The organism is Nitratidesulfovibrio vulgaris str. Hildenborough, from assembly GCF_000195755.1.
Lineage (GTDB): Bacteria > Desulfobacterota > Desulfovibrionia > Desulfovibrionales > Desulfovibrionaceae > Nitratidesulfovibrio > Nitratidesulfovibrio vulgaris.
On sequence record NC_002937.3, the window covers coordinates 1,590,302 to 1,614,293 of the forward strand.

Below are 23,992 nucleotides of genomic sequence, written 5' to 3' on the forward strand. Positions count from 1 at the left end.
GCCTAACTTGGAGGCCTAATTCCATTACTGTCGTGATCTTCTCCCGGGCCATTTTCCTCGGGGCGGTTATTTTTTTGCAGCGCTCATTGCATCGATGAAACGTTCTTCTTGACCTGACCTTTTCATCAATGCAAAATATCTTCACCACCACCGAGGAACACCCCGCGAGCGGCGCCCAACCGGGCAGAGCGGACGGAAGGAGCGGAGGAGGGTGGTCCCGCCGGTCAGTAGCGAGGCTCGAACGACACGCGACGGCATGCAGGTAGCGTGGATCAGTAGGGAACCGGGACCGAAGGCCATGAAGGCGGGCGGCATCAATGAATATGGATCGTTGCCCTTGGGATAGAGCGAAGGCCACCCACGGGACGGCGATCCGGAGAGCAGCCGGAGGGAATATGCCAACCATCATCACCAGAGTGAACGGCAGGCCTGTCAGGACGAAGCGGGCATGTATGCTGATCCTTCTGATCACGGCCGTTCAGATCTCGGACCTCAGGCTCGAGGCACGCATGTGGCAACGGGCAAAAGGGTGGGAGGTAGAGTAGCCATGAAGTGGTTCACCATCGCCTACACCCGTGAGGGAGCCGACCGGATCCATGCCGAAACGGCAGAGCACGCGAACGAGAGCGACGCGTGGCGGTACGCTGCCGACATGGCGGACTCCGAGCCCGGATACGAGGTCGAGGTCATGCCGCACTATTTCACCATCCCCTCGAATCAGGGCCACAGCTACAGACATGAAGCCCGTGATGCTCGGAGCCGTACCGCCTTGGTTGGGTTGCATCACAAGGCCATCGCTGCCCGCGAACGGTTGACGCTCGCACGGCCGACGGCTTCAACCTAAGGCGTAGAGCCGTTTTTCCCCGACATCCCTGTCTAGGAGGACAGCATGGATCAGGCACAGAATCTTGCGCCCATCTCGACGCACGCCCCCGTTCCGACCGGCAGCTTCATGCCTGTTACGGAGATGGTGGCCCAAGTAGGGCACATACAGGCCGTGATGCGGGCGGTCATGAAATCAGACGAACACTACGGAACCATCCCCGGATGCGGCGATAAGCCCACGCTGCTCAAGCCCGGCGCGGAGAAGCTCGCCATGACGTTCAGGCTCGCACCCGAGTACGACATCCTCGAGCGTGACCTTGGGGGCGGGCACCGTGAATACCGGGTGACGGCACGGCTCGTATCCATTCTCACCGGTGTCTTTGTCGGAGCCGGGGTGGGGCTCTGCTCCACGATGGAGGGAAAGTATCGCTTCCGTACCGGCGAGGGCGAGGTCACGTCCGTACCGGTGCCCAAGGCCTATTGGGATACCCGAAAGAGCGATGCCGCGGCTGCTGCGCGGATCTTGCGCACCACAGCCAACGCGGCAGGGCTCGAAGGTACCAAGTTCGGCACCAAGAAGGATGACTCCGGGCGCTGGATGATCAGCACCCATGGGGAGCGGGTCGAGCACGACAATCCCGCCGACTACTACAACACCGTGCTCAAGATGGCGAAGAAGCGTGCCCTTGTGGACGCGGTTCTCACCAGCACTGCCGCCAGCGACATCTTCACGCAGGACGTGGAGGACATGCCCGAGGTCATTCCCGGTGCCGCCGCCACTGTGCAGCCCGCACAGCAGAAGGCGCAGGCCGCACCAAAGAAGGCTCCGGTGCAGCCGCAAGCCAATCAGCCGCCTACTGCATCCAGCGCACAACTGGCCATGCTTCGCAATGAAGGGACGCGTGCTCGGCTCGACGAGGCCAGCATTGTCGCTCTCGCGCGGCAGATGACCGGCGACGACAGCATCGAAAGTCTCGAACAGCTCACGAAGCCCGAAGCCTCCCAACTGATCGAGGGCATCAAGTCCGGTGCGCTGCTCCATGGCCAGCCGTCAGCCAATGACCAGATGGGCGACATGCCCGCGGGGTTCTAGCCATGGCGGAGTTGCAGCTTCAATCCACCCCGGCGACGCTCGGTTTCAACTTCACCGAGCTCATGGAATGGGCCACGGGCATCACGGCCGACTACGAAGGGCTTGTGGTCACCGAAGACATGGTGCCCGGCATCAAGTCGGAGATGGCGGGCCTGAACAAGATGAAGGCCCAACTCGACAGCGCACGCAAGCAGGCCGTGCGTCAGGTTTCCGAGCCCATTCGCCAGTTCGAGGCGCGTATCAAGGAAGTGTGCGCCGTGTTCGACGCAGCCTACGCCGCTCTTGCAACGCAAGTGAAGGGCTTTGAGGAGCGGCAGCGCGAAGAGAAACGCCGAGAGGTCTTGTTCCTCATCGCAGATACCGTTGATGAACACGGCGTGCCCGGTCTTGAGGTCGCAGTGCAGGACTCTTGGTTGAACAAGAGCAAGCCGCTCAAGGCCATCAAGGCCGAGGTCGAGTCCATCATCCTGCGCCACCTGCAGGAGGAGCGGGAGCGTGCCGCCCTCGAACAGGCCAAGCAGGACAGGGCGGTGGCCATCGAACAGATGGTGGCAGCGCAAGGACAGGCCTACGGCTTTGCGCTCCCGGTCTCAGACTTCCTGCGCCTGCACGACCTGCAAATACCTCTGACGGATGTGCATGCAGAGATCGAGAAGGTCTTCGCCGCGCGTGCGCAGTTCGCCAGACATGCCGCTTCCGCATCCCCTGTCCCCGCAGCTGCTGTGCAGGCAGCCAGACCTTCGGCCTCCAGTGTCGTGTCTGGCCGCCCACAGCGCAAGACACTGACGATCCAGATTGAATACGACGCCATGCGTGAACCTGCAGTCCAGCAGACGCTCCGACACCTCAAGGGCATGTGCGCGTCGTTCAACCTCATCCCCGGCCAGAGCGCCGCGTAATCGACAGGAGAAGTTCACCATGGCTCGTAAGAAGAAGATCGAGGCCGCTCCGATGCCTGCCCCTGATGGGACTACCTACATCACCGTCACCGGCGAGATCCTGCAGGAGACGGACGCCGCCATCCTCATCTCCTGCGAAGGAGAGGAGTACTGGTTGCCGATCAGCCAGATCGAATACATCGGGGGCAAGGGGGATGGCGACGTTGCCATTTCCGTCCCGGAATGGCTGGCGGATGAAAAGGGGCTTTACCATGGCATGGGCGAGACGCCCGAAACCTCTGGCCCCGTGCCGTCGAGTGTGGAGAAGGATTGCACCACGTGCGGCCATGTGGCTGTCGAGTTGGCCATGCGCCGGGACGATGAACATGGATTCGTCGTGAAATGCCCGAAGTGCGGCGAGGAGCAGCCCTACGAGCTCAATCCTCAAGGCAACCTCTCGGCATGCCCGGTATGCGGCGAGGATATGCCGGAGACGCCGGAGGAATGCTTCGAGTGCTCGCGCAATGTCCTGCTCGAAGCCGAAGAGGGCGATGACACCCGCCCTGACAACTGGCAGCCGCGTGGACGGATCTTTGGTCTCAACGTGACCTGGAGCGCAGAGGAGGCCATCACCGTGACGCAGCCTCTTACGGAGGCTGAGAAGCTCGAATATGGGCAGGAGATGGCCGATGCCTTGGCGCAGATCGAGATCTACGAGGATGAACTCGATGCACAGCGCAAGCACTACAAGCGGCTGATCGAGGCCGAGGAGAAGCGGGCGAAGGATGCCTCCCGGCTCTATCTGGAGGGCAAGGAGGAGCGCGAAATCACCTGCGACGTGCTCAAGGACTGGAACACCATGGAGATGGTGTGGACTGAGGCAGCCCCGCCCCATGCTGAGGTCTACCGGCGTCCCATGACGGAGAAGGAGAAGCAGCTTTCCCTTCTCGATACGCCCACCAAGCCCGTGAAGCCCATTCAAGCCGGAATCGAGGCACATGATGGTGAGCCTGATGTGGGGGCGATCCAGTGAGCCAGACACAAGAGGGGGCGGCCCCACGCCGGAAACAGAAGAACTTCGCCGCTATCAACGGTGCTTGCAAAATGGCCCGTCTGACCGACGGAAGCAGTGCGAAGGCTTGCCCCCATTGCAAGACGGTTTCGAGGCTTCGCATTTGCCCATTCTGCCATCGTAAAAAGTGACCCTCCTGCACCTGCGGCGACCGACGCGCATACCTTCCTGCGCGGATTCGTCCCACCACGGTCGCCGCAGGCAATCCGCTCACAGTGGCCACCTGTGGACGGAAGGGAGTCCCAAGCACTAAGGAGCCACGCCCCCGGCCTTGTAGGGGGCAGGAGAAGCCATGCGCAACGACCTACCCGAAGCAACAGGCGGCTACGGTGATCCCGTGGCCATGAGACAATGCCCCGGCATGAGCAGTGGAACAGAGAGCAGGGTGGTAATGGATAGGCTGCTGAGGCTCAACGCCGTCCTGGAACTGGTGCCCGTCGCAAGCTCGACGTGGCGTGAATGGTCGCGGTCGGGCAAAGCCCCGGCAAAGGTGAAGCGGGGCCGGAGCACCTTCTGGCGTGAAAGCGAAGTACTGGCGTTCATCTCGGGGGCATGGAATCCCTCAGAGAATCAAGATAGTCCGCGTATGCCTGCATCATAGCGGTACGCTCCTCAAGATACTCTGTCCGATGGTATGCGGCCCGGATTTTGTTCCCTTCGATGTGGGCAAGCTGCCTCTCGATCACGTCGGGATTGTAGCCCAAGCCGTTGAGAAGGGAGGAGGCCATGGCCCTAAAACCATGGGCGGTCATCGTGCCCTGCCCGTAACCGAGAGAGCGCAACGCAACCAGAAGGGTGTTCTCTGACAGTCCGCGATCGCTACGGAGGCGGACAGACTGAAACACCATGGGACTATTCAGCCGAGGTGCTGTCGCGCGCACATCGCGCAGAACGGCGAGAGCCTGTGTCGATAGCGGCACAATGTGCTCTCGCCGCTTCTTCATTTTGTGGGCGGGGATTGTCCAGATGCGGCGCTCCATGTCGAACTCGTTCCATTCTGCAGCCCTGAGCTCGCCGGGACGAACGAAGGTCAGTGCGAGGAAGCGAAGGGCGCAGCGCACAACCATTGCCCCCGAATACCCGTCTATCGCTCGCATCAGGGCGCCTACATCCTTCGGGTCTACGATGGCTGCATAGTGACCGGGCTGGCGCGTTTTCAATGCCCCCCGAAGGTCGCGGCAAGGGTCGCTCTGGATGCGGGCCGAAGCCACCGCATACCTGAAGACCTGTGAGCAGATGGACAGGGTTTTCCTTGCCGCTTCTACAGCCCCACGCTTCTCGACGATGCGAAGGGCATTCAGCACATCCAGAGGGCCGATCTGATCGATGGGGAGCGGGCCGATGTGGGGGAAGATGTAGGCCTCAAGGCGCTGGCATGTGGTGGAGAGGTGCCGGGGTGCCCAGGCAGGAGAGCGGAGATCCATCCATTCCCGTGCCACCATCTCGAAAGAGTCCGCCGTGGGGGCAACTTTTTGGGGGCAACGTTGCGCTGCGGGGTCGATGCCCTCAGCGATGAGGCGGCGCAGTTCGTCTCGCTTCTCTCGCGCTTCTTTCAGCCCGACATTGGGATACACGCCAAGACTCAGGCGCTTCTCTTTGCCGTTGACGCGGTATTTGAGCCTCCACCGCTTGTTACCCGATGGGGGCACCTCAAGATACATCCCTCCGCCGTCGTAGAGGCGGTATACCTTCTCGGCTGGTTTGGCCGCGCGGGCCTTGATGTCCGTGAGCATTTGGGGGCAACTCCGTGAAGGGGTTTTCCAGTTGCCCCCAAAGTTGCCCCCAAAACCACGCGGCTGTCAACGAAGCAAGACGGCATGGGACGGCAGATTTCGGCAGACGAAAAATAGAAAAAGAAAGAGCCCGCAAGCACTTAGGTGTACTTGCGGGCATGTCTTGTCAGTGAGTATGGCGGAGAGGGTGGGATTCGAACCCACGTACGGGCTATTAACCCGTAACTCGATTTCGAGTCGAGCGCGTTACGGCCAGCTTCGCTACCTCTCCGCTTTTGGAGACCCGGCGGCCGACACCGGGCGGAGAAGGTATGTAGGCAATTTTGCTTCTTGTGGCAAGGGGAAAATGCACAGTACGCTTCGCAAACGGGTCGATGCTGGCTTTTGCCCTCGCGGGTAGCTGGCAGCGGATAGCCTCGACTGGCTACGGGAACAATGCGGCTCAAGGGACTACGCCGTGCACGTGCTGTCTGAACGATTTGACATCAAGCAGCTTCGTCTTCCCATAAGGAGGGGGTGCCTATTGTTCATCTAGGCGTGGTGTCTGAAGGGCGCGTCGCATCACGGGCGTGTCCGCCGCGAGGCTACGCAGGTGAGCGTGGGGGAGAGGCGGTCAATCGGTACGGCGTCCGTTGAAGAAGTCCTTGAGGATGGCGGTGCAGGCGCGTCGGCGCAGGCCTCCCATATGCCACGGGCGGTGATTGAGGAAGGGTTGTTCGAAGGCTTCAAGGCACGACGTCACGGCCCCTGCCTTCGGGTCTTCGGCACCGTAGACCACGCCCTCGACGCGGGCATGGACGATGGCACCCGCGCACATGAGGCAGGGTTCCAGTGTCACCACCAGAAACGTCCCGCCTAGCCGGTAGTTTGCGGTCGTTGTCGCGGCCATGCGTAGCGCGACCATCTCGGCATGGGCCGATGGGTCGTTGTCGCGCAGACAGCGGTTGTGCCCGCGACCGATGATGCGTCCCGCCTTGTCGACGACGACGGCCCCCACAGGCACTTCGCCTTCGGCCTGTGCCAGTCGTGCTTCGGCCAGTGCCTCGTCCATGAGGCGTTCCCATGTCCAGCCTTCGGGCGCATAGGGGACGGGTCCCACGGGGCCGTCGGTGACGTCGGCTGTATCTGGGGTGACGGCGGATGCGGCAGGGGGCACGATGCCTGTGGTGACGGCAGCGGTGGCGTCCTTGCTTGCGCCGCTCGCACGTTCACTATCTGTGGCGTCGTTGCTGTCGGGCATGTTTCGCAGTGCGTCCATGGTGTGGTGTAGGCAATGCGGCGGGACACAAGGCCCCGCCGCTGTGGTGTCGGCGTGCCCCTTACAGGATGACGTGCTTGCGGATGTAGCTGACCACCTGTTCAGGCGTATCAAGCACGGTGACGAGGTCGAGTTCTTCTTCGCGGATGTAGCCCCCGGTGACCATCCTGTCGCGAATCCAGTCGAGCAGTCCGTTCCAGAATTCGCTCTTGTAGAGGATGATGGGGAAGGGCTTGATACGCCGTGTCTGCGCAAGGACGAAGGCTTCGGAGAGTTCGTCGATGGTGCCCATGCCGCCGGGCATGACCACGTAGGCGAGGGCGTACTTGATGAACATGAGCTTGCGGACGAAGAAGTAGCGGAAGTCGCACCGCGTCTTGATGTACTGGTTGGAGTCCTGTTCGAAGGGCAGGTGGATGTGCAGGCCGACAGATTCGCCGCCAGCTTCGAAGGCTCCCTTGTTGCCCGCTTCCATGAGACCGGGGCCGCCGCCCGTGATGACCCCGTAGCCCGCCTGCACCAGCAGGCGCGCGATGGCCTCGGTATCGGCATAGAGGGGGCTGTCACGCGGGACGCGCGCCGACCCGAAGATGGAGACGCACTTGTCCACATCGCTGAGGGTGTCGAAGCCGTCGACAAGTTCGGCCATTATCTTGAAGAGACGCCACGACTCTTTGATGGAGAGCGTGTCGATGACGTATTGCTTGCTGGATGCCATGCGGTTCTCCTTGGGGTTTTACGAGGACTATACGGTGAGAGCGGAGCATGCGCAACGTCGCGAAAGGTCTTGCACTTGAAGACGAGTGCCGCCATAGTGATCGGGTTTTTCAGGCCATCAACCCAAGGGAACGTGCATGAAGGTCCAGTTTCTTGGAGCTGCCCAGACGGTGACCGGCTCCTGCTACATGATAGAGGCCAACGGTGTTCGCTTCGCCATCGACTGCGGCATGCATCAGGGCAACACCGAAATCGAAAAGCGTAACGATGATACCGAGATCTATCGTCCATCCGACATAGCCTTCTTTCTGGTCACCCACGCGCATATCGACCATACGGGGCTGCTGCCCGCCATGACGCGCAACGGGTTCACCGGCCCCATATACTGCACAGAACCCACAGCCGACCTGCTTGGCATCATGTTGCAGGACAGCGCGCACATCCAGGAGATGGAAGCGGAATGGCAAAGCCGCAAACTCTCCCGCAACGGGCGCATCAAGAAGGTCGAACCGCTCTATACGACCGAAGACGCCACCCGGGCGGCCGAGATGCTGCGTCCGGTGGACTATGGCAACTCGTTCGAACCTTCGCCCGGCATCCGTGTGACATACAAGGACGCGGGGCACATCCTCGGTTCGGCGTTCCTCGAACTTGAAGTCACGGAAAACGGCAGACCCACACGGCTCGTCTTTTCGGGCGACCTCGGCAGGCCCGACGCCCTCATCGTCAACGACCCGCAGAAGGCCGCCCCGGCGGACTATCTCTTTCTCGAGTCCACCTATGGCGACCGTGACCACAAAGACCCACGCTTCAGCCGCGACGAACTGGCTGAAGCCATCGCCTACAGCTACGGCAATGGCGAAAAGGTCATCATTCCCGCCTTCGCCGTCGAACGCACGCAGGAAGTGCTCTACACTCTCTACCTGCTGCACAAGGAAGGCAGACTGCCTGCCGACATGCCCGTCTTCGTGGATAGCCCGCTGGCCATAAGAGCTACCGAGATATTCCGCAAGCATCCGAAATATTATGATGATAATATGAAGAAGCTTGTAGATTCGGGCGAAGACCCGCTGGCGCTGCCCAACCTGAAATACACGCTCAATACGCAGGATTCGCAGGCCCTCAACGTGCGGTCTGGCCCGGCTGTCATCATCTCCGCCAGCGGCATGTGCAATGCAGGGCGCATCAAGCACCACCTGCGGCACAACCTGTGGCGGCCCGGTGCCAGCATCGTCTTCGTGGGCTATCAGGGCGTAGGCACACCCGGCCGCAAGATTGTCGACGGCAATGCCACGGTGCGCCTGTTCAACGAAGACATCGCCGTCAAGGCCAAGGTCTTCACCATCGGCAGCTTCTCGGCACATGCGGGCCAGAGTCAGATTCTGGAATGGGTGTCGGCTTTCGCCCATCCCCAGATGGAGGTATTCCTCGTCCACGGCGAAGAGAAGGCACAGACGACGCTTGCCGGACTGTTGCGCGAGCGTTTCAACCTTCCGGTGTCCATACCCGGCTATCTTGAAGAGGTCACGCTCAAGCCGGGGCGCGAGTCGTTGCACCAGACCGACGAGGCACGGGCACATCCCGACGTCGACTGGGAATTCCTGCTTGCCGAGACTGAGGGCAAGGTGGCACAACTCCGCAAGCGTCTCGCGGGCGTGGAGAAGCGGCCTTGGGTCGAACAGACCGACATCCGCGAACGCCTCGTCGAGATCAACGGCGAACTGTTGCATTTCCTTTCGCAGTTGTAGTGGCTTGTAAGAAACCGCTACGTGCGTCATGCTCCGTAGACGGGGCGGGGGTCGTGCCGCGCACAGCCCTCGCCCCGTTGGTCGGGGCTTTGAGTCGTATCCCTAGCAAGTGAATCCGGAGTCGTATGCGTATCATCGCGGGTGCCTATGGCGGGCGCCTTCTCAAGACGGTAGAGGGGCCGGGCTACAGACCGGCCATGTCGCGGGTGCGCGAATCGTTGTTCTCGATGCTCTCGTCCCGTGGTGTGGTGTGGGCTGGCAGCCGGGTTCTCGACCTGTTCGCCGGAAGCGGAAGTCTGGCCTTCGAGGCCTTGAGTCGTGGCGCTGATGAGGCGTGGTTCGTGGAACTCAACGCGAAGGCGGCGGCGTGCATCGAGAAGAACGCCACCTCGCTGGGCATCGAACCGCAACGCTGGCGAGTGCTCGCCGAGGACATCACGAAAGTGCTCGGCAGGCGGGCCGCTGCGCCGTTCGATGTGGTCTTCATAGACCCCCCCTATGGCGAGGGGCGGCTCGCGCCGACCATCAGACTCATGATGCGCAGCCGCTGGCTGGCCCCGGAAGGGGTCGTCGTCGCAGAGGTGGAGGCGGGGCTGGCGTTCGACGCCGAAACCGTCCACGACGGTCTTGAGGTCATCGCCGACAGAACCTACGGACAGACGAGGATCGTCATATGGACGACGAAAGAGGCAAGCTAGCCGTCTACCCCGGCACCTTCGACCCGCTGACCATGGGGCATGTGAGCCTCATCCGGCGCGGACGGCAGATTTTCGACAGGGTCATCGTGGCTGTGGCCATGGACACCCCCAAGACGCCGCTATTCTCGCTCGACGAGCGGGTGCGCATGGCGGAGGAGGTGTTCGCCGACCACGAGGGCATCACCGTCGAGCCTTTCTCCGGCCTTCTGGTGGACTATGCCGAACGGCGCGGGGCCAACGTCATCCTGCGCGGGCTGCGGGCCGTATCCGACTTCGAATACGAATTCCAGCTTGCGCTGATGAATCGCAAGCTCAAGCGGCATGTACAGACCGTCTTTCTCATGACGGACTACCAGTGGCTGTACATCAGTTCGACCATCATCAAGGCTGCTGCCAGTCTTGGCGGAGACATCAAGGGGCTGGTTCCCGACAACGTGTACCGGCGTCTGCGTGAGAAGTACGGCTATCCGTATCCTTTGAACCCCGGCCTCGCCCTGTCCACAGAGGCAGACGAAGACCTGCCGCCTTCGCTATGAGCAACGAGCTTCCGGCCGTCATCTGTCTGGTCGGCCCCACGGGGGCTGGCAAGACGGCGGCGGCGCTGCATCTGGCCGAGCGTTTCGCCGGGACGGTCATCAATGCCGACTCGCGGCAGGTGTACCGCGACTTTCCCATCATCACTGCGCAGCCGACAGCGGAAGAGCAGGCCCAATGCCCGCATCGCCTGTACGGCTTTCTGGAGACGGAGGCGCGCATGTCTGCCGGGGTGTGGGGAGACCATGCCACGGCAGCCATCGACGAGGCCCTCGCCCAAGGGCGGCTGCCATTGCTGGTGGGGGGAACGGGCATGTATGTGCGCGCGTTGCTCGATGGCATCGCCGCCATACCCGCCATCCCCCGCGACATTCATGTGCGTTGGCAGGAACGGTGTGCTGCGGAGGGCCCGCAACGGCTTCATGCCATGCTCTGCGATATCGATGCCGAGTACGCGGCGCGCATCCATCCCAACGACAGGCAGCGTGTCACGCGGGCGCTTGAGGTCCATGAGCATACAGGACGAACCTTTTCGGAATGGCATCGTTCGGCAATGCCCGCACCGCGTTACCGGGCCTTGCGCATCGGTTTCGCTGCCACTCTGGATGCCCTGACGCCAAGACTTGCCCATCGGATAGACCTCATGCTGGCAGCAGGGGCGCTTGATGAGGCGCGTCGCGCCCGTGTGCACTGTGACGACCCCTCTGCACCGGGGTGGTCGGGCATAGGCTGTGCCGAAACGTACGCCCACCTTGTCGGAAGCCTCGACTACGAAGCCATGCGCCACGTGTGGCTGCACAACACCCGTGCCTACGCCAAACGGCAGCTCACATGGTTCCGCGCCGACACCCGCCTGACCTGGTACGCGCCTGACGATGTCGAGGGCATCGCCCTTGGTGTCGCCTCTTTTTTGCGAGGCGGTGCATAGGGCGTTCTTTACGCCATAACACAGGCGGTGCCTTGCCAGACCCTTCGCTTCGACAGGTAGATGTATACTGAAGCGGAGGGTTTTCGCTTTCTCTTGTCCCTCCCACAGCTAAAGTGTAAGAATAGAGGTGAAACTGTAAGGGGGTAGACATGTCTGACTCCGGAAGATGGAATCCGTATGTCGCGGGCGGCCTGAGCGGGCTTGTCATGGTCGGTTCGGTCGCCTTGTCGAATGCCTATTTCGGTGCATCGACCACGTTCGTCCGTATGGCCGGGATGATAGAGAAGGCCTTTGCACCGGAACATGTGGCAGGTCTGGCCTATTTCACCAAAGAGGCCCCCATTGTCGACTGGCAGTGGATGTTCGTCGTCGGCATCCTGTTGGGGGCGTTCGTTGCAGCCATGCTTTCCGGCACATACCGGGTGCAGGCTGTCCCCGACATGTGGCGCGAGCGTTTCGGGACGTCTGCAGGGCTTCGGGGTGTCGCCGCGTTCGTCGGGGGCTTCCTTGCGCTGTTCGGTGCCCGCCTTGCCGGGGGGTGTCCCAGCGGGCACGGGCTTAGTGGAGTGGCCCAGCTTGCAGGCAGCGGGCTTGTATCGCTGGTCTGTTTCTTTGTGGGCGGGCTCATCGTTGCACGTCTGTTGTACGGAGGTCGTCGCTGATGCTCATCAACGGTCTGGTGACGGGTGTCCTTTTCGGCATCCTGCTGCAACGGGCTGAAGTGCTTCGCTATGACAGGCAACTTGGCGCGTTGCGGTTGCAGGACATGACCATCATCAAGTTCATGTTGTCGGCCATCATCGTGTCCATGGTGGGCATCCATGCGCTGGTCGACCTCGAACTTGCCAAACTGTCCGTCAAACCGCTGGTGCTGGGCGCGAACATCGGCGGAGGTCTGCTGTTCGGCCTGGGGTGGGGCATCCTGGGGTATTGCCCCGGAACGGCCGCCGGCGCACTCGGCGAGGGTAGACTGGATGCCCTGTGGGGCATCATGGGCGGCCTTGCCGGGGCGGCAGCCTATGCCGAACTCTATCCAGCGATGAAGGCGACCCTGCTTTCCATGGGAGATGTCGGCAAGGTGACCTTGCCCCAGTTGCTCGGTCTGGGGCACTGGCCTGTGATTGTCATCTTCATCGTCGTCGTTGTGGCTGTCATGCGCCTTGTCGAACGAAAGGGGCTGTAGCCGCTCCCTTTCATCAACTGGCTTTCTGCACCGGACTGGCCCGGATGTTGCTTCCAGCCTTGGGTATGGCTTGCGTGATGTCGTTTTTCCGTCGTCACGCTGACCACATGGAGTCGCTGGAAGCATGCATATGAACATCAGACATCGGAAAGCCTGTGTGCGGGCTTCACTGGTCACCTCGGCGGTGGCGGCGGTCTTGGGTCTCGTCATGGGGTTCGTGCCTGAACAGGGAACCAACTCGGTGCGTCGTAGCCTTGACCGGTCGGTGCTTCGTGTTGCGGCTGATGCCGCACCTGTCCCTGTGCCCCACGATAGCGATACGGGCTGGCAATGGCGTGGCGAAGTGGATTCGTCGGCAGGTGCGAACACCACTCGGCGTGATGTCAGGCCCATGGCGGGTGACGGGCTTGTCAGGTTCGAGAATGGAGGCGTCCTTGTCGCCACTGTCGACGGTGGACGTGTTCTTTCTCCCGCGATGTCACAAGGTTCCTTGAACGATGTTTCGCCTGTCCTTGGCATGGACGGCAGCAGGCTGTCGCCATTACTCGCGGTCGCGGTGCCGGAACAGTACGGCGAACCGCTGGATGTGGCAGGCAGACCTGTGCGGTGGCTTGTGAGTGCCGAGGAGTACGCTTCGCGTCTTGGCAGGGAGTGCCGTCAGCCACGTTCGCCTTCCATCGGCGGCGTGATGCGCATCAACAGGCGGGCTTTCGCCGGAGGGGGCGATGTCTCCGGACTTGCCGGAGTCTACAAGGCGCAGGTTGAACGCTTCGCACGCAAGTTCGGAGTGCGGTCACGGCTTGTCTACGCCATCATGCATGCTGAAAGCGGTTTCGACCCTGCCGCGTTGAGCCATGCCTCTGCCCACGGGCTCATGCAGGTCGTCCCCGGCACCGCCGGTGAAGAGGTGAGTGCCTTTCTCGCGCGTCGTGGCGAGTCTCCGGCTGATGTCGACCTGTTCGACCCCGAGGACAATATCAGGTACGGGATAGCGTATCTGCATCTTCTGCTGAACCGTCATTTTGCCGACATCCGGCAACCCAATTCGCGTGAACTCTGCGCCATCGCAGCCTACAATGGCGGCCCTACACGTGTTCTGCGCGTCTTCGGCGCAGACAGGGCGCAGGCTGTGGATGCCATCAACGCCCTGCGGCCCCAGCAGGTCTATGAACGTCTTATCAGGTTCCTTCCCGCAGCCGAATCTCGCGCGTATGTCGACAAGGTGCTGGCCTCGCTCGAAAGTTTTTCCGATGTCAGGTAGAGTGCGGCATTGTGCATGAAGCCGAACTCGCGTATGTGAGTGGGCCGTGCCCGGACGATTTCGGGTGCATGACTTCTTGTCCCCGGAACGAAGATCTTTCATCCCCAATATCCATACCCGGAGTGACCGATGCGTAAATCCGTACTCTCCATGCTGGCTGTGCTGGCACTGTCGTTTGCCCTCACCGGCTGCAACCAGCCCAAGACCGGCAGCGTAGCCGTCGTGAACACCGCCCGCATCTATCAGGAGAGCGAGGCTGGCAAAGCTGGCGTCAAGCATCTCGAATCGCTGCACAATGATATGCAGGCCCAGCTCAACAAGATGCAGGCGGAACTGCAGAAGAACCCCGGCGAGGAAACCTCGCGCAAGTTCCAGCAGCTGTATGCCGACCTGCAGCAGCGCATGGGTGCCGAACAGCAGCAGGTCATCACCGTGCTGAACGAGAACCTTCAGCGCGTGCTTGATGCCTACCGCGAACAGAAGGGCCTCGATCTCATCGTTGCCAATGAAGGCGTTCTTTCCGTCAACGCCCGCGCTGACGTGACCGCCGATATCGTGGCCGAACTCAACAAGACCCAGATCACCTTCAAGCCCATCGAAGCGGAAGCCCCCAAGGCTGAACCAGCCAAGGAAGAGGCGGCCAAGGTGGAAGCCGACAAGGCTGCTCCTGCTGCCAACGCCACTGCAAAGCAGTAAGCGGTCAGATTCGCCACGTTCTGGCAACTCTGTACACGGCAAGGCCCACGTCGAACGACGTGGGCCTTTTCTATCGCAGGCTGTTCAGAACAATCGAGCGAGGCGCAGTTGCCGGGGGGAGTGCGGCCTCATGGCCGATCAACTCCGCAGCACGACGAGGCGGCACTGTGGCTTTGCCCGGTGGTGGGCACAGATGAATGTGGTGCAGCCCATCTGCCGCACAGATGGACTGTGAGTCCCCTGACTGGCAGGGATTTCTCGCGTTATTCGCTGGTCGCCCGCAGCAGGCTGACCAGATGGCGTTGTACCAGTGCCACCTCTTCCTTGCTGACTGCGGGCATGTCGGGCGGGCGAGCTTTTGCGGAGTAGTCTTCATCGTTCTCGATGACCGCAAGGCACGCTGCCGCCTTGCCGAGGACGAAGAAGAAACGTTCGGGCTGCCAGCCAAGTTCGCGTGCCTTGGCTGCGGCACCATCAGACCATGTGAACCCGGGGGTGCCTGTCGCGTCGATGGATGGGGCAGGGCGGTCACCTGTCTTCCGCGACCATGCCTTGAACGCGGGAAAACCGTCGATGAACCGGGCCAGTTCCTCTTCACGCATCGAAGGCTGAGCGTAGAAGCCCGCCTCTGCGGCGTGGGCGCTATCGACGCAGGGCCACAGCGTTGCCACGGGCGCGGGGGATGTCTCGCGTGTCGGGTCGCCAGGCAGGAATGCGGAAAAGGCGACGCCCGATGTGAGGGCAAGAACCAGGGCCGTTGTGCGGCCCGTGCGGAACGGTGACAGCATGTGCACTCCGTTGGGGGGCGAGGCGGCACGGGCCGACACATGGTGCCGGCCCGTGATGAACGCATGTATGGTACGGCGGGGCTGTGGACCCGCCTTGGGAGACTAGTCGTACTTGACGGAACTGATCTTCATGAGCCGATCCCAGTTATGGTACGACTCGATATAGCGCAGGGTGCCCGTCTTGCCACGGATGACCATGGAGTGGGTGACGGCACCGTTGCCGAGGTACTGCACGCCGCGCAGGAACGTGCCGCCCGAGATGCCGGTGGCGGCGAAGAAGACTTCATCGCTGCGAACGAGCGTGTCGACGGTGAGTATGTCGCGGGTATCGATTCCGGCTTCGCGGATGGCTTCCTTCTCGACATAGGACTGGGGGTCGAGTCGTGCCAGCATCTGCCCGCCGATGCCCTTGATGGCGCAAGCCGCCAGTACGCCTTCGGGGGTGCCGCCCGTGCCCATCATGACGTCCACTTCAGAGCGCGGGTCGACAGCCATGAGCGCTCCTGCCACGTCGCCGTCGGTGTGCAACTGGATGCGCGCACCGGCTTCGCGAATCTTGTGGATGAGCTTCTCGTGGCGGGGCTTGTCGAGGACGAACACCACGAGGTCGTCCACATCCTTGCCAAGGCTCTTCGCGATGTTCTTGAGGTTCTCCTTCACGGGTGCGTCGATGTCGACCACGTCACGGGCCGCCGGGGGGACGACCAGCTTCTGCATGTAGAAGCTGGGGCCGGGGTTGTACATGGTCCCCGCAGGGGCGATACCCACGACAGAGATGGCGTTGGGGCGGCCATAGGCCAGAAGCTTGGTGCCTTCGACGGGGTCGACAGCCACGTCGAGGGCGGGGCCGTGCCCGGTGCCCACTTCCTCGCCGTTGAACAGCATGGGGGCGTTGTCCTTCTCGCCTTCACCGATGATGACGCGGCCCTTCACATGCAGCGAATTGAAGCTGAGGCGCAGGGCGTCGACAGCGGCCTGGTCGCCAGCGTCGTTGTTGCCCTTGCCCAGCCAGCGGGCGGAAGCGAGCGCTGCGGCTTCGGTGACGCGAACAAGGTCGAGAGCGAGGTTTTTTTCCGGGGCTTCCATTCTATCCTCCAACGGGGGGTATACTATGTCGACGGCGTCTGCGCCGCCGTGAAATGCAGTCGATCGGCCGTGGTGCATTCCCGCAGGACATGCCGCTTCATCGGCGCGCAAGGACTGTAGCGCAGCCATCATGCGGCTTCAAGATAAAACCCGTTCGCCTGTCTGCCTGTCTCTATGGTCGCCCTTCGGGGTCACCGGAATACGACGGTCCTGTGTCCGTTGAGCAGCACCCGGTGCTCGACGTGGTAGCGCACCGCACGCGACAGGACGAGGCTTTCGACGTCGCGCCCCACGTTGACCAGTGCGTCCGGCAGGTGGGCATGGTCGACGCGCGACACCTCCTGCTCGATGATGGGCCCTTCGTCCAGATTCTCTGTGACGTAGTGCGCAGTGGCGCCGATGAGCTTCACCCCGCGTGCGTATGCCTGATGGTAGGGCGAAGCCCCTTTGAAGCTGGGCAGGAACGAGTGGTGGATGTTGATGATGCGACCGGGGTAGCGGGAGCAGAATTCTGCCGAGAGCACCTGCATGTAGCGTGCGAGCACCACGACATCGCTTCGGGTGTCTTCGATGACCTGTGCGACGGCCGCCTCCTGCTCACGCTTGGTGTCTTTCGTGACCGGCAGGTGGTGGAAGGGGATGCCGTGCATCTCGGCGATACGTTCGAAGTCTGCGTGGTTCGAGACGATGGCGGTGATCTCGGCCTGCAGCGTGCCCGTGCTGCAACGGAACAGCAGGTCGTTGAGGCAGTGGCCGAAGCGTGAGACCATGATCATGAGCCGCGATTTGCGCCCTGCGTCATGAAGCTCCCACTGCATGTCGAAGGTGGCGGCGACTCCTGCGAAGAGCCTTTCAAGCTCGGGCCTGCCGGGGCCGTCGTCTGGCATTTCGAAATGGATGCGCAGGAAGAAGCGTCGCGTGTCGGGGTCGCCGAACTGCGCACTGTCGATGATGTTGCATTGCTGGACGGCGAGAAATGTCGAAACCGTGGCGACGATGCCTATGCGGTCGGGACAGGCGATGGTGAGTATGTAGGCGCTGGGCATGCGGACTCCAGAGGCTTGTCTCCCGGGATGCTTGCGGAAGGAGTGGTCGGCCTTCCGCGAAGGCATGGTCTACGTCAGAACCAGCCCGGGTTCAAGTCCGCGGGTCTACAGGCAGCCCATGTTGTCGCCGTAGCAGCGGCACAGCAATGTGTTCACAGACTCGCATCCGGTCCTTTCGCGGGCGAAACGCCTGCGGAATACGCGGGCGGCCTTGCGGAACTTGCGACTTTCGACCCGGAGTACGTCAAGGGCCGTCACCGCGTCGTCGAGAGACAGCATGCCGCGTTCGACAAGGGCCTCGAAGTGCCGGCAGACGGTGTAGAAACAGCTCAGGCGTCGGCTCGGTGAAAAGAAACCGATGCCGGGCATCCTCTTGATGATGCCGTCGACAGCGGCGCGCAACGCCTGGAAATCGTCCACCGCAAAGAACGGGTCGTCACGCCCGGTGCAGCGTTCGCCGAAAAAGTCGAGCAGGTCTTGAAGACTTGATAAACGACGTCTAGCCATATCGGTTCCCCCTTTGTCGCTAGAAGCGATTCTTACCGGAAACCGCACTTCCGGCAAGCACGGAATGCACAGGAAAGCGCTTGGGGGCATCTGGAGATGAAAGGAATCCGGGCTTGGGAAAAGGTGGGCGCGGTAGCCTGCAGGCTGCCGCGCCCGTTTCAGACAGGGAAGGACGAATCAGTTTGCAGGGGCGAGAGAGGCGGCAGGGGCGCCCTGTGCCATCTTCTTGCTCTTGGCCTTCTTGTGCTGCGTCTTCTTCACAGCCTTCTTGTGTTCCTTCTTCGCCTGCTTGTGTACGGCGACCTTCTGGGTCGGAGTGGCGGTCTTCGCTTCGCCTATGGCAGGCAGTGCGGCAACGGAAAAGCAAAGGGCCATGATGGTAGCGGCGATGGAAAGGCGTTTCATGAGCGTGTCCTCCAGTAGGGATGCTGTATGAACAGGCTTGTCCGCCTGAAAGACCTTGCGGTCAAATTAAATACAGATACTTAAGCGCAGTTAATGAATGCGGCGCCTTGCACTTTCGTATGGTTGCGGAATCGTGTACTCAACGTGTTCCCGTGACACAATACTGCCAAGGGTCGATCCCATTCACAGCATAATCGCCATGCCTGCCATGCCTCCTGAACAGACATCCTTCCGGCGTCTCGCGACGCCCTCTCTCGTCTCCGCCCTGCCACGCCTCACGGATGCGCTGCTTTCGGCCGGGCGCTGCGTTTTTGTTGCCCCACCGGGGGCAGGCAAGACCACGGTTGTGCCTCTTCATCTGCTTGATGCCCCGTGGTTGCGGTCGCGGCGCATTGTCATGCTGGAGCCACGTCGCCTCGCCGCGCGGGCTGCTGCCCGTTTCATGGCGCGGCTTCTCGGTGAGCAGGTGGGCGAGACGGTAGGCTACCGGATGCGTCTGGACAGCCGTGTCGGGCCACGTACCCGCATGGAGGTCGTCACAGAAGGGGTTCTCGGGCGCATGCTGCACGACGACCCGACCCTCGAAGAGTATGGCCTTGTCATCTTCGACGAGTACCATGAGCGCAGTCTCCAGGCCGACCTCGGTCTGGCCCTCTGCCTCGATGTGGCGGATGCCTTGCGCGACGATTTGCGGCTTCTCGCCATGTCGGCGACACTCGACGCCGCCCCGTTGGGCTCGCTGATGGGCGGGTGTCCCGTCATCGAGTGCGAAGGACGCCAATGGCCCGTCGAGGTTCGCTACGCGCCTCCAGTTAACAGGGCGGGGTATCCCTCCAGCTTCGAGGACAATGTCGCCGCCTGCGTTCACCGTGCGCTTGCAGAGACCGAAGGCGACGTGCTTGTCTTCCTGCCGGGGGGCGGTGAGATACGGCGTACCGCACGGCGGCTTGAAGGGCTCGATGCTCATGGCGTCGGCGTGCACATGCTCTATGGCGACCTTGCCCCGGCGTTGCAGGATGCAGCCCTTGCGCCGGACGTGTCCGGAGCGCGCAAGGTCGTTCTTGCCACCGCGCTTGCCGAGACCAGTCTGACCATAGAGGGCGTACGGGTCGTCGTTGACGGCGGGCTGGCCCGTTTCTCACGTTTCGACCCGCAAAGCGGCATGAGTCGTCTTGTGACTGAACGTATTTCGCTTGCCGGGGCGACGCAACGCGTTGGGCGTGCAGGACGCACCGGGCCCGGTGTCTGCTACCGCCTCTGGCATGAGGGCGAGACCGCTTCCCTGCGTCCGTTCGCACGTCCGGAAGTGCTCGATGCCGACCTCGCCCCTCTGATGTTGCAACTGTCTGCATGGGGCGTGCTCGACCCCTCGAAACTCAGGTGGCTCGACGCTCCGCCAGAGGTCAACGTCAATCAGGCACGCATCCTGTTGCAATCGCTCGGTGCGATTGATGCTTCCGGTCGTATCACCGGTCATGGCAAGTCCATGAACGCCCTGCCGCTGCACCCGCGCCTCGCGCATATGGTGCTCTCTGCCTGCCGCAGTGGCTCTGCTTCTCTTGCCTGTGTTCTTGCCTGCCTGCTTGAACAGCGCGGAGTTGCAGAGCGGATGCCCGGTTGCGACATCCGTCCATCGGTCGAAGATGCCGTCAGGCGCATGAGGCACAAGCCCCGAGGCGCCTCCCGTGAAGGATGGGAGGTGCGTCTGGCATCGTCGGTCGACCGCATCGCCGCGCTCGCCGGAGTCCGGCTCGATGCTGGCAGGGCCCTGTCAGACGTGGCACGGTGTGGCGTTCTTCTCGGCTTCGCCTTCCCTGACAGGGTGGCGATGAACACGGGGGAGGGCACGTTTCGCCTTTCGTGCGGGCGTGGGGCAGCCGTGCCTGCCGACGATGCGCTGGCACGTGAGCCTTTTCTCGTTGCCGCCGAACTCGACGGTGACGTCACCCGTGCGCGTATCTGGCGGGCTGCACCTCTCGCGGCGGAAGAGGTGGCGATGCTCGCCGGGGGTGCCATCACGGAACAGCGCGAGGTCGGATGGGACGACAGGCAGGGCGTAGCGGTCGCCCATGTCGAACGCAGGTTCGGAGCACTCGTGCTGGAGCGCCGCCGCATCGACGACGTCGATGATACGCTTCTGGCTCATGCCGTCATGAGGGGGATTCGTACGCGCGGGTTGCGGTGTCTTCCGTGGACGCAGGAACTGCGGCAATGGCAGGCAAGGGTCGAGCTCATGCGGCGTCACGACACTCCTGGAGGGCAATGGCCCGAGGTCGCAGACACAAGACTTGAAGCTGAACTTGAAGAATGGTTGATCCCCTTTCTGTCAGGCATACGGCGTGCCGAGCATTTCGCGCGCATCGACCTGCAGAGTGCCTTGAAAAACCTGCTCTCATGGGAACAGGCACGCCGTCTGGATGCCGAAGCCCCGACGCATGTGGTGGTCCCTTCCGGTTCACGTGTGCCCCTCGACTATACGGCGGAGGGCGGACCCGTGCTTGCGGTCAAGCTGCAAGAGCTTTTCGGCATGGCCGAATCTCCGGTTGTGGCGGGTGGTGTCTCTGTCGTCGTGCATCTGCTGTCTCCGGCTGGTCGGCCCTTGCAGGTGACACGCGACCTCGCAGGTTTCTGGCGCACGGGCTACGCTTCTGTCCGCGCAGAGATGCGGGGGCGGTACCCCAAGCATCCATGGCCGGAAGACCCGCTCACGGCGATGGCGACCCGCCATACGCGAAAACGGGCAGGGCTGTGACTGTGGCTCAAGTTGTCTGTGACAAGGCGAGATGCGCCATTGTCATGCCATCCTCACGTCCGTGATTGTGTCGTTTCGGCCCACAGCGGTCGTCGTATGGTTCCTGTCCGGTCCGATTCTCATGCGGGCGGTCGCACTGCCGTATAGCCATTTCACAGCATGTCCTTCATGATATGCACGCCCCCGCCTTCGTGATGGAAGACGGGGGCGTCGTTTCATGATTCAGTCAGAACCGTACCGGGCATCCGGCCCCTGTCCGTGTGTGGCTGCTGACCGTTCGTCACTGCCGTGCAGGTGGTCGGGGCTACGCCTCGCCGGATGCACTGGGCGCCGTGGGTGTCGTTGCACCGGGCGTGAGCGGTTGCAACCCTTCGGCGCTTCGTACATGCAGGTCGAGCTGCGGGAAGGATATCTCCACGTTGTTCTCGCGGAACACTCGGTCTATCTCCACGCGCAGGTCGGAGGCCGTGGAGACGCCCACTGCGATGTCATCGACCCACACCCGCAGGATGAAGTCGAGGCTGCTCGGGCCAAAGTTGTCGAAGAGCACCACGGGGCCGGGATGGTGGAGGACACGCTTGTGTGCTTTCGCCACCTCGAGCAACAGTCTGGTCACGAGTTCCACATCCGAGCCATAGGCGACGCCCACCGCCACGTCGCGGCGTATGGTGAGGCTGTTGCGGGTCCAGTTGGTGAGGCGGTTCGACACGAGGTCGGCGTTGGGGACGAAGATGACGGCGTTGTCGAAGGTCTCCACCGTGGTGGCCCGGATGCTCACCTTGCGGACTGTGCCCATCGTACCGCCAAGGTCGATGATGTCGCCCTCCTGCAAGGTGCGTCCGAAGATGAGGATGAGCCCGCTGATGAAGTTGTTGACGATGGTCTGAAGGCCGAAACCGATACCGACACTGAGACCACCGGCGATGACGGCGAGGTTGGTCAGGCTCACGCCCAGCGCGTTCAGCACATACAGGCCGAAGAGCGCCCACAGCAGGTAGGTGAAGGCCGTCTGCATGGGTTGCACCATGCTGCGGTCGAAGCGGTGCATCCGTTGCGGCAACCGCACGAGAAAGGTCGACCCCACCGCCACCAGTGAGCGGGTGACGTAGAACGCGGTCAGGATGAACAGGATGCGCAGACCGTCGAACGAGACCTCACCGACCTTGAAGTTGAATTCGATGGCGTGTCGCAGGATGTACGAACCGCCTGGGTAGGCGATGACCCACAGCACCAGCGCACCCGCCACCAGCAGGAGTACCAGCGGCGCGGCGATGCCGAGAATGACACCGCCGAGGATGGCGCTGGCCCCTTCACGGGGAAGCCGCGCGGAGGCGTCATCGAGCAGCCGCATGAGCGCAAGGCCAAGCTGAAGGCTGACGGCGATGGCCAGATAGGCCATGTACAGCAGAATGGCGAGGCGGCCCCACCCGAAGAGCGTCACCAGCAGCGAAAGCCACAACATGAACGGTTCGATGAGAACCATGTTGGCTTCAAGGGGGGGGATGGTCCCATGGCGCTGGCGTTTACGGCTGTGCCACAGGGCGATGAGCAGTACCAGCGACCACACGGGGCCGAGAAGCACGAGAGGCGGGTTGAGGAAGAGCAGCAACAGGCTCGCCAGCACAGGGGCGAAGAGCGGCTGGAACGGAGAGCGCCGGGGAGAACCGGGACGATGCAGGGCCCTTAGTTCCCACGCGAGGGTGAGCTGTCCCCAGATGAGGAAGATGTTGGCCGGTACGACGATGGCACGGAACACCTCGCCGCTGTTCCACGAGGCGAAGTGCAGGGCGAGGCCTATGCCTATCCATACCATGGAGCGGTTCGTGAGGCGCTTCCACCGGTTGTCGGGCAGAGCCTGACGCAACGTCTCGCGTCGCGCCAGCATCCGGCCGAAGATGAGCACTGGCACGAAGATGAAGAGAAAGCGCAGGGCGCAGCCTATCCATACCTTCGGGGTCGTGGGCATCTCCGTGGCGAGGCGAAGCGGGGCGTTCTGGATGAACGTCTCGACACTCATCTGCAGACCGTTCCACGTACCCACATCGAACAGGTTGCTCGAAGGTTCGAGGTAGTGGCGACGCCACAGGTCGGGCAGCATGGTCTCTATCTGCCTCCTTGTGGTGGCGATGCGGCCAAGCAGCACCTTGCCCGGTTCGATGACGCCCGAGAGGCGGCTACGAAGGCTTGCGAGCTTGCGTTTACCCTGTGAAAGGTTGTTCAGGTAGGTCGTCAGTTCTGCGGCGAGGTCGCTTCGGTCGCGGGGCAGTTGGGCGACGAGTTCCTTCTCGGCCGATTCCAGTTCGCCGAACTTCGCCTCAAGCCCTTCATGGATGGTTTGCAGCGGTGAGAGCGACTTCTGTAGCCCCCGTTCGAGGGCGAGCAGATGGCCGTTGATGGCGACAAGTTCGGAAGGCAGCGATCGGCTGGCCTGAAAGAGGGCGAAAAGGCGCTGGTATTCGCGTTGTGCGCCGGAGATGTCCGCATCGAGCTTGCGCGCCGTGGCAGGCAGGTCTTTGCGGAGTGCTTCGCTCTCTTCGAGTAGCGAGACAAGCTCTTGCGTCCTGTCCTGCCAGATGAGCCCCCATGCGTCAGAGGTGGGAATCTCTGCGGGGGGCTGTGTCTCATCGTCCGCCCGGGCAATGCCCGGCATGAGCAGGGCGATGAGCAGGAGCAATGTCGCAAGGCTGGCCAGCGATATGCGGAGGGGGCTGTGGTGGTGCTTTTGCATGGGAACCTTATGCCACAAGTCGGCACTGGTGTGAACGGTTGTGTGGCGAAAAGGGG

General features: G+C 62.2%; 23 protein-coding genes and 1 tRNA gene. 13 read left to right on the forward strand and 11 right to left on the reverse strand.

The genetic code is table 11. The annotated features are described in order from the left end of the window. The first annotated feature begins 547 nt into the window (after positions 1-547). Genes DVU_RS07165 through DVU_RS07180 form a run of 4 tightly spaced genes read left to right on the forward strand, consistent with a single transcriptional unit; the run spans position 548 to position 3,829 of the window. Entirely contained in the window at positions 548-844 is a 297-nt protein-coding gene (locus DVU_RS07165) for a hypothetical protein (RefSeq protein WP_014524426.1), read from the forward strand. 45 nt (positions 845-889) lie between these two features. Further along, the gene (locus DVU_RS07170; protein WP_010938815.1) at positions 890-1,918 is read left to right on the forward strand and encodes a hypothetical protein; all 1,029 of its coding nucleotides are present in this window, start codon (positions 890-892) and stop codon (positions 1,916-1,918) included. A gap of 2 nt (positions 1,919-1,920) precedes the next feature. Next, complete coding sequence (locus tag DVU_RS07175) at positions 1,921-2,817, forward strand: DUF1351 domain-containing protein (protein ID WP_010938816.1); 897 nt, start codon at positions 1,921-1,923, stop codon at positions 2,815-2,817. A 19-nt stretch (positions 2,818-2,836) separates the two neighbouring features. Then, on the forward strand, positions 2,837-3,829 hold the full coding sequence (locus tag DVU_RS07180) for a hypothetical protein (RefSeq protein ID WP_010938817.1): 993 nt from the start codon (positions 2,837-2,839) through the stop codon (positions 3,827-3,829). 363 nt (positions 3,830-4,192) lie between these two features. On the opposite strand, the gene DVU_RS07185 is transcribed toward DVU_RS07180, so the two are convergent. The 5 genes from DVU_RS07185 to DVU_RS07205 all read right to left on the reverse strand — a co-directional run bounded on the left by DVU_RS07185 (position 4,193) and on the right by DVU_RS07205 (position 7,577). Further along, the gene (locus tag DVU_RS07185) at positions 4,193-4,411 is read right to left on the reverse strand and encodes a hypothetical protein (RefSeq protein ID WP_010938818.1); all 219 of its coding nucleotides are present in this window, start codon (positions 4,409-4,411) and stop codon (positions 4,193-4,195) included. Further along, complete coding sequence (locus DVU_RS07190; protein ID WP_010938819.1) at positions 4,408-5,601, reverse strand: tyrosine-type recombinase/integrase; 1,194 nt, start codon at positions 5,599-5,601, stop codon at positions 4,408-4,410. The genes DVU_RS07185 and DVU_RS07190 overlap by 4 nt, the downstream gene beginning before the upstream one ends. A 176-nt stretch (positions 5,602-5,777) precedes the next feature. After that, positions 5,778-5,872, reverse strand: a tRNA-Ser gene (locus DVU_RS07195). A 342-nt stretch (positions 5,873-6,214) separates the two neighbouring features. Next, entirely contained in the window at positions 6,215-6,700 is a 486-nt protein-coding gene (gene tadA, locus DVU_RS07200; RefSeq protein WP_010938820.1) for a tRNA adenosine(34) deaminase TadA, read from the reverse strand. A 220-nt stretch (positions 6,701-6,920) separates the two neighbouring features. Beyond that, a complete protein-coding gene (locus tag DVU_RS07205) occupies positions 6,921-7,577 on the reverse strand; it encodes an LOG family protein (protein ID WP_010938821.1) in 657 nt (218 codons plus the stop codon). A gap of 136 nt (positions 7,578-7,713) precedes the next feature. On the opposite strand from DVU_RS07205, the gene DVU_RS07210 reads away from it, so the two are divergent. The 8 genes from DVU_RS07210 to DVU_RS07245 all read left to right on the forward strand — a co-directional run bounded on the left by DVU_RS07210 (position 7,714) and on the right by DVU_RS07245 (position 14,624). Then, complete coding sequence (locus tag DVU_RS07210; RefSeq protein WP_010938822.1) at positions 7,714-9,324, forward strand: MBL fold metallo-hydrolase RNA specificity domain-containing protein; 1,611 nt, start codon at positions 7,714-7,716, stop codon at positions 9,322-9,324. A 125-nt stretch (positions 9,325-9,449) separates the two neighbouring features. Continuing rightward, positions 9,450-10,022, forward strand: a complete 573-nt coding sequence (gene rsmD / locus DVU_RS07215; protein WP_010938823.1) for a 16S rRNA (guanine(966)-N(2))-methyltransferase RsmD — start codon at positions 9,450-9,452, stop codon at positions 10,020-10,022. Beyond that, positions 9,998-10,558: a pantetheine-phosphate adenylyltransferase gene (coaD, locus tag DVU_RS07220; RefSeq protein ID WP_010938824.1), complete on the forward strand. Its 561-nt coding sequence runs from the start codon at positions 9,998-10,000 to the stop codon at positions 10,556-10,558. Before rsmD ends, coaD begins: the two co-directional genes overlap by 25 nt. Continuing rightward, positions 10,555-11,484: a tRNA (adenosine(37)-N6)-dimethylallyltransferase MiaA gene (gene miaA / locus DVU_RS07225; RefSeq protein ID WP_010938825.1), complete on the forward strand. Its 930-nt coding sequence runs from the start codon at positions 10,555-10,557 to the stop codon at positions 11,482-11,484. Before coaD ends, miaA begins: the two co-directional genes overlap by 4 nt. A gap of 149 nt (positions 11,485-11,633) precedes the next feature. Further along, positions 11,634-12,146: a YeeE/YedE thiosulfate transporter family protein gene (locus DVU_RS07230; protein ID WP_010938826.1), complete on the forward strand. Its 513-nt coding sequence runs from the start codon at positions 11,634-11,636 to the stop codon at positions 12,144-12,146. Then, entirely contained in the window at positions 12,146-12,667 is a 522-nt protein-coding gene (locus tag DVU_RS07235) for a YeeE/YedE thiosulfate transporter family protein (protein ID WP_010938827.1), read from the forward strand. Before DVU_RS07230 ends, DVU_RS07235 begins: the two co-directional genes overlap by 1 nt. Before the next feature lie 130 nt (positions 12,668-12,797). Then, entirely contained in the window at positions 12,798-13,928 is a 1,131-nt protein-coding gene (locus DVU_RS07240; RefSeq protein WP_014524423.1) for a transglycosylase SLT domain-containing protein, read from the forward strand. Between the two features lie 129 nt (positions 13,929-14,057). After that, complete coding sequence (locus DVU_RS07245; RefSeq protein ID WP_010938829.1) at positions 14,058-14,624, forward strand: OmpH family outer membrane protein; 567 nt, start codon at positions 14,058-14,060, stop codon at positions 14,622-14,624. 263 nt (positions 14,625-14,887) lie between these two features. On the opposite strand, the gene DVU_RS07250 is transcribed toward DVU_RS07245, so the two are convergent. The 5 genes from DVU_RS07250 to DVU_RS07270 all read right to left on the reverse strand — a co-directional run bounded on the left by DVU_RS07250 (position 14,888) and on the right by DVU_RS07270 (position 18,456). Then, a complete protein-coding gene (locus DVU_RS07250; RefSeq protein ID WP_010938830.1) occupies positions 14,888-15,412 on the reverse strand; it encodes a hypothetical protein in 525 nt (174 codons plus the stop codon). A 102-nt stretch (positions 15,413-15,514) separates the two neighbouring features. Continuing rightward, entirely contained in the window at positions 15,515-16,498 is a 984-nt protein-coding gene (glpX, locus tag DVU_RS07255) for a class II fructose-bisphosphatase (protein ID WP_010938831.1), read from the reverse strand. A 191-nt stretch (positions 16,499-16,689) separates the two neighbouring features. Beyond that, positions 16,690-17,544 (reverse strand): formyltetrahydrofolate deformylase, encoded by an 855-nt coding sequence (gene purU, locus DVU_RS07260; protein WP_010938832.1) that lies wholly within the window; start codon positions 17,542-17,544, stop codon positions 16,690-16,692. A gap of 105 nt (positions 17,545-17,649) precedes the next feature. Further along, positions 17,650-18,051 (reverse strand): hypothetical protein, encoded by a 402-nt coding sequence (locus tag DVU_RS07265; RefSeq protein WP_010938833.1) that lies wholly within the window; start codon positions 18,049-18,051, stop codon positions 17,650-17,652. 177 nt (positions 18,052-18,228) lie between these two features. Then, positions 18,229-18,456 carry a hypothetical protein gene (locus DVU_RS07270; RefSeq protein WP_010938834.1) on the reverse strand — a complete coding sequence of 76 codons (228 nt, stop codon included), beginning with the start codon at positions 18,454-18,456 and terminating at the stop codon, positions 18,229-18,231. A 208-nt stretch (positions 18,457-18,664) separates the two neighbouring features. Between DVU_RS07270 and hrpB the strand changes: the two genes are divergently transcribed. Then, complete coding sequence (gene hrpB / locus DVU_RS07275) at positions 18,665-21,208, forward strand: ATP-dependent helicase HrpB (RefSeq protein ID WP_010938835.1); 2,544 nt, start codon at positions 18,665-18,667, stop codon at positions 21,206-21,208. A gap of 304 nt (positions 21,209-21,512) precedes the next feature. On the opposite strand, the gene DVU_RS07280 is transcribed toward hrpB, so the two are convergent. After that, positions 21,513-23,936: a mechanosensitive ion channel family protein gene (locus tag DVU_RS07280; protein ID WP_014524422.1), complete on the reverse strand. Its 2,424-nt coding sequence runs from the start codon at positions 23,934-23,936 to the stop codon at positions 21,513-21,515. Between the last annotated feature and the right edge of the window lie 56 nt (positions 23,937-23,992).